The sequence below is a fragment of the Geobacillus sp. Manikaran-105 genome, from assembly GCF_002809955.1.
Classification (GTDB): domain Bacteria; phylum Bacillota; class Bacilli; order Bacillales; family Anoxybacillaceae; genus Geobacillus; species Geobacillus thermophilus.
Map to the genome: position 1 here is coordinate 1 of NZ_PIJG01000083.1, position 5,551 is coordinate 5,551.

Annotated in this window: 5 protein-coding genes and 2 pseudogenes; 6 read left to right on the forward strand and 1 reads right to left on the reverse strand. The window is 41.3% G+C overall.

Annotated features, from left to right (window positions below; genetic code table 11):
• The first annotated feature begins 136 nt into the window (after positions 1-136).
• The 6 genes and pseudogenes from CV945_RS15950 (at position 137) to CV945_RS15975 (ending at position 5,494) form a co-directional block, all read left to right on the forward strand.
• Positions 137-1,306 carry a Piwi domain-containing protein gene (locus CV945_RS15950; protein WP_232722260.1) on the forward strand — a complete coding sequence of 390 codons (1,170 nt, stop codon included), beginning with the start codon at positions 137-139 and terminating at the stop codon, positions 1,304-1,306.
• Between the two features lie 157 nt (positions 1,307-1,463).
• Positions 1,464-2,312 (forward strand): Rpn family recombination-promoting nuclease/putative transposase, encoded by an 849-nt coding sequence (locus tag CV945_RS15955; RefSeq protein WP_094238543.1) that lies wholly within the window; start codon positions 1,464-1,466, stop codon positions 2,310-2,312.
• Positions 2,313-2,611: 299 nt separating this feature from the next.
• A pseudogene (locus tag CV945_RS17905) lies at positions 2,612-3,125 on the forward strand (hypothetical protein).
• Between the two features lie 35 nt (positions 3,126-3,160).
• Positions 3,161-3,955, forward strand: a complete 795-nt coding sequence (locus CV945_RS15965) for an NERD domain-containing protein (protein WP_232722265.1) — start codon at positions 3,161-3,163, stop codon at positions 3,953-3,955.
• Between the two features lie 54 nt (positions 3,956-4,009).
• Positions 4,010-4,633 (forward strand): hypothetical protein, encoded by a 624-nt coding sequence (locus CV945_RS15970; RefSeq protein WP_081107419.1) that lies wholly within the window; start codon positions 4,010-4,012, stop codon positions 4,631-4,633.
• A 216-nt stretch (positions 4,634-4,849) separates the two neighbouring features.
• Positions 4,850-5,494: a hypothetical protein gene (locus CV945_RS15975; protein ID WP_232722268.1), complete on the forward strand. Its 645-nt coding sequence runs from the start codon at positions 4,850-4,852 to the stop codon at positions 5,492-5,494.
• On the opposite strand, the pseudogene CV945_RS17910 reads toward CV945_RS15975, so the two are convergent.
• Positions 5,485-5,551: pseudogene (locus CV945_RS17910) on the reverse strand (Wall-associated protein precursor); the annotation flags it as partial. The gene CV945_RS15975 and the pseudogene CV945_RS17910 overlap by 10 nt on opposite strands.

A 5,551-nucleotide genomic window follows, 5' to 3' on the forward strand; every position in this document is an offset into this window, starting at 1 on the left:
TTTTCCGATTGTTCGATTCTGTTTTCCTTCATAACAAGTCATTTTGATAGAATGCGGTGGGCGCTCTACTGGATGTAAAACAAAGTTTCAACTTATATATATAGGCTATGATGTTAATGAGCTTGATTCCCCGATAATGGAGTTTGGACAAGGATATAAAACAAATGAGATTTATAGAGGGCTTAAGCAGTCGGGAGTGTACGAACCGAGCAATGTAGCCGTCAGCTATTTCGTCGATCCAGAGCTGAACTATGACCCACAAAAGCGAAAAGAAGTGGGATGTTTTGTAAAAAAGCTAGAATCAATGTCTGAAGCGCTTGGTGTAAAGCTTAATATTTCCGATCAGCCTCGCCAACTATACGGTCAATTGCCAAAAGACTTTTTTAAGCAAGATAACTTGTCGTATCATTTGAAATCCATTACTGACCAGTTCCGCGGAACAGTAGTAGTGGTCATTGGAACAGAAGAAAATATTGATCGCGCCTACGTTACGATTAAAAAAGAATTTGGCGGAAAAGAAGACTTAATGACACAATTTGTTGGGTTCACTTCTTCTTTAGTTACGGAAAATAATATCTTTCACTACTATAATATTTTGCTGGGGATTTATGCCAAGGCAGGAGTTCAGCCTTGGATCTTGGCTAGTCCTATGCATTCGGACTGTTTCATTGGATTGGATGTCAGCCATGAACACGGAAAGCATGCCTCTGGGATCATTCAAGTTATTGGACGCGATGGAAAAATCATTAAACAAAAATCAGTGGCCACGGCGGAAGCGGGGGAAACCATCGCCAATTCTACAATGGAAGAGATTGTGAATGAAAGCATATACAGCTACGAACAAATATATGGAGCGAAGCCGCGGCATATTACTTTTCACCGCGATGGTATTTGTCGGGAGGATCTAGATTTTTTGCAAGCTTATTTGCGATCATTTCAAATTCCTTTTGATTTTGTAGAAATCATAAAAAAACCGCGAAGAAGAATGGCTATTTATTCAAATAAAAAATGGGTGACAAAGCAAGGAATATACTATTCAAAAGGAAACACGGCGTATTTATGTGCGACAGATCCGAGAGAGTCTGTAGGCATGGCTCAACTTGTAAAAATTGTGCAAAAAACGAATGGTCTGTCTGTTCATGAGATTGTTTCTGATGTATATAAGCTATCGTTTATGCATATTCATTCCATGCTGAAGACACGCTTGCCGATTACGATCCATTACTCCGATTTGAGCTCTACTTTCCATAACCGCGGGTTGATTCACCCGCGTTCGCAGCATGAACGGGCATTGCCGTTTGTGTGATATGAAAGGGTTGCTTGCCCGCCACTCTCTAAGGGTTGCTGGGATTTGTAGAAGCAGAGAGTCATTGCTTGGCTCTCTGTTTTTGTTTTATCCCATGCAGGAATTTCGCACATGTTGTCGAATAACGTATGTGAATTTTCACATGTGAGGTGAATGTATGGCTGTTGACCATGACCGCTTGTTCAAAGAGTTGATCCAAGCATTTTTTGAAGAGTTTATCCTTCTCTTTTTCCCCGAAATGTACGAGTATATTGATTTTCAGCATTTGTCCTTTTTATCCGAAGAACTGTTCACCGATGTAACGGCAGGGGAGAAGTATCGCGTCGATTTGTTAGTCGAAACGAAATTAAAAGGGGAAGACGGGCTGATCATCGTCCATATTGAAAATCAAAGCTACGTGCAGCCGTCGTTTCCGGAACGGATGTTCATTTACTTCAGCCGCTTGTTTGAGAAATACCGCACGAATGTCGTTCCGATTGCCGTTTTCAGCTACGATGCCATCCGCGACGAACCCTCTTCGTTTACGCTTCAACTTCCTTTTGGCAACATCCTTCACTTCCGCTTTTTCACCATCGAACTACGCAAACAAAATTGGCGCAACTACATTCGCATTGACAACCCGATCGCCGCTGCGCTGTTAAGCAAAATGGGTTATACTGAAAGTGAACGAATCGAATTGAAAAAACAGTTTTTACGCATGTTAGTTCGTTTAGAGCTGGATGAAGCAAAGCAGAGGCTGTTAATGGGTTTTTTTGAAACATATGTGAAATTGTCGGATGAAGAAGAACAACGATTGCGAAACGAGGTGAATCAAATGGAAACGAAAGAAAAAGAGCAAGTGTTGGAATTGTTGATTTCGTATGAACAAAAGGGAAAACGTGAAGGAGCTAAGCAAAAAGAGCGAGAAATGATGCGAAAAATGATTGCAAAAGGAATGAGCATTGCCGATATTGCACATATATTTGACCTAACGGAAGAAGAAGTTCATAAAAGGGTTAACGATTGACCACGACCGCTTGTTTAAATAAATAGATGGCACAGCGTTTTTTAATGGTTTTATTCTTCGCTTTTTCCCGAATATGTATTGGCCTGGTACCTGTTGTTACCCGCTAAAGGAGAAAGCTGCCCTAAGCTGATGGGGGAGCTTTTTTGTTTCGATTGCCTGAGTTTTCAGACGGTATATTAGTTAATTATGCATAGGAAATTTGCAAATGATTTTACAATATTCGACAACGTTTTTCTACAAATATTGGTACAATCGAATTAAATGAGATTTTTGGTTTAGGAATAAGGAAGGGGATCATGATGACAACGATTTGCAAAGCCGATTACTATTACGGGGCGTTGCTTTCTGCGCTGGTTAATGGGGGGCTGGCGCCTGCACTGTTTGAAAAAGAAAACGATAACCGGCAAATATACGAAGTCACGACGAATAAAGCGAGTTATATCATTTATACGAAGTACAACTCCATCAGGTTCCAAGGATTTAACTTGGTCTTTTTCGTTTAGCGACAATGAGATCGAAGAAATTACTAAGATTCATCAGGAAAACAACAAGGAAAAAGAATTTATCTTTGCCTTTATTTGCAGCCAGAAGTAATTAAGCGACTACAATCAAGTCATTGCCATCGTCTACTGGGACGAATTTCTCGAATGCGTGGATATCGAAAAAGAACAAGTTCGCGGAACGGCGCGGCTGTCCGTGAAAGCAGTCAAAGGCTCCCCATGGCTGCGCATTTACGGCAGCAAGCGCGCTGACAGGCTCGATGGGAAAGATAACACGATCAAAATTGAACGAAATCGCCTAGGTAATCTGTAAAGTGGTATGGGGGATGTGAAAAGGGAGGGGGGCAGATGAACGTGAATCTTTTCTATACACTGCTTCTTTTATGTTTGCTTGCCTTATTGGCAAGATGGATCAAGTCAAAAGAAGCGGAATGGATTGGATCGTATGGAGAATATAAAGTCCGTAAAGCAATTAAAAATATAGAAGCAACATCATCCGGAAAATACAAAGCTTTTCATAACCTGTATATTCCAAAACAAGACGGTTCAACTTCGCAAATTGATCATGTTATCCTTTCCGATCAAGGACTGTTTGTCATCGAAACGAAAAATTACAGCGGCTGGATTTTCGGAGATGAAACGTCAAAATATTGGACGCAAGTCATTTATAAACGAAAAGAAAAATTTCCTAATCCTATTTTGCAGAACAAAGGGCATATCAAGGCGTTAAGAGACTGGCTTGGGGAGGAGTTTGCGCATATTCCGATTCACTCGGTTGTCGTGTTTTTGACGCGGGCAAAGTTTAAATCAAATGCTCATTTTGCCCATGCTTATGTGGTTTATCCGAAACAATTGAAACAAGTGCTCGGGCAACATCAAACAAAAGTGATCGATAGGGAAACAAAGGAACGTTTAGCTCAAAAATTAGAAACAGTGCTTGCCAAAGATAAGACACAAGAAAAAGAAATGAAAAAGCGGCACGTGCAAACGATTCGAACGAAGCAAAAGCAGACGGAACAACATATACAGCAAAACCGTTGTCCAAAATGTGGCGGTGTTCTAATCGTTCGGAAAGGGAAATACGGAACATTTAAAGGTTGCAATAATTATCCGAAATGCAAGTTTACGCAGTCGATTGGCTGAACTTGCAACACGGCCGTTTGGGCAGCAACTATAGATAAGGGAAGGAGGAAAATGATGTTTTCTATTCACGAGGAATTGGAACGCCTATCGCAAAAGTATCGATTTTTTGCTTCAAAAGAAGCGTTTAAACAGTCATTAAAATTTCAGCTTCAAGAAAAATTCCGCGTCGAGGAGAACAAACGCTTTCATGATTATCTGATCGATTTGTGGGTGGAAGAACCGGAAAGTGGGCGCCAATACGCGATTTGTTTAATGAACAAGCTCGCTCGGGTCACGATAAAGCAAAACGGGCAAACGATTGAATTGAAGCACCACGGTGCTCAGGATCAGGGTCGTTATGATTTTTTGGCGCAAGTGGAAAAGTTAGAACGAATAACAATGGGGAGAAGGAATGTATACGGGATCGTTGTGCTGCTAACGAATGACCATTTGTATTGGACCGAGCCGATGCGACCAAATACGGTGGACTGCGAGTTTCGCATTCATGAAAACCGGATCATCACCGGGGAGTTAAAATGGCAGGAACGTGCATCAGCAGGGACGAAAGAAAACCGTGATGCGCCGATCTTTATTAAAGGGAGATATCAATTGAAATGGCATCATTATTCTACTATCAACCAAGATAAACATGGCGAGTTCCGATATGTAGCCGTTCATGTTGGGGACGTATATAGTTGAGAGAAATAGTTTTAGTGTCTGTTGTCACCTATCGAAGAAAAGCTGTGTCAGGAACGAAAACGTCTCGGGCAAGACTTGATTAACCCGGATTTATCTGTTGTGATGAAGAAGTGTTATGAGAAGCAATTAAAAAATTAGAGTGCGACAGGAGAAGCTTCGTTGCACGCGGATCCTGTCACTTGTCGAATGTATGGGCACAGACAGGGGGGAGAAAGTTTGTTAGCGGAAATACATGGAAAAATATCATCAGACGGTTCAAATTTAAGCGAGCGGCTTGAGGATCAGCTGACAGCGAACGTATTTGGCACGTTGCGTTATCTCCCTTTTCACAAAGGGATTCAGCCGATTTTCAGCAAGGCCGTATTTTTTTCTCAAACTGATCAAACGGTGTTCATAAATGGTTTGGAGATGCAAAAAGACGAGTTTATAGGGGATAAGGTTAAGTTTTGGGTCAAGGGAGAAAGAAGTGAAATCGATGTTTTACTGGAATTGGATCATTTGATCATAGGAATCGAAGTGAAATACCATAGTCCTTTATCATCAGACGATCAATTGGAGCGAGAAGCGAGTGATTTATTAAAGGGTAAAGGACAGACGCCAAAGTTTTTGCTCTTATTAGGAACGGAACCAGAAGTGAATATGATTGCTAAAAAGGTGATGGAAGACAGAAAACTGCCAAGCGGTGTTCATTTCGGATATTTATCGTGGCAAGAAGTGTTCCATCTCACATTTCGCACCCTAACAAGGTCAAAACAAAGGATTTTTTATTTAGTTTTTCAGAATAACTTTTTGACCAACACAACGAGCGATGGCGATCCTTTTTTTACCATCGCTGGTCGTTCCGTATCACGTTACACGTAGATGCTCTCATCCATGCCCAATCCCTGCAGAATCCTTCGCTGATCAGGGGTAAGGGAG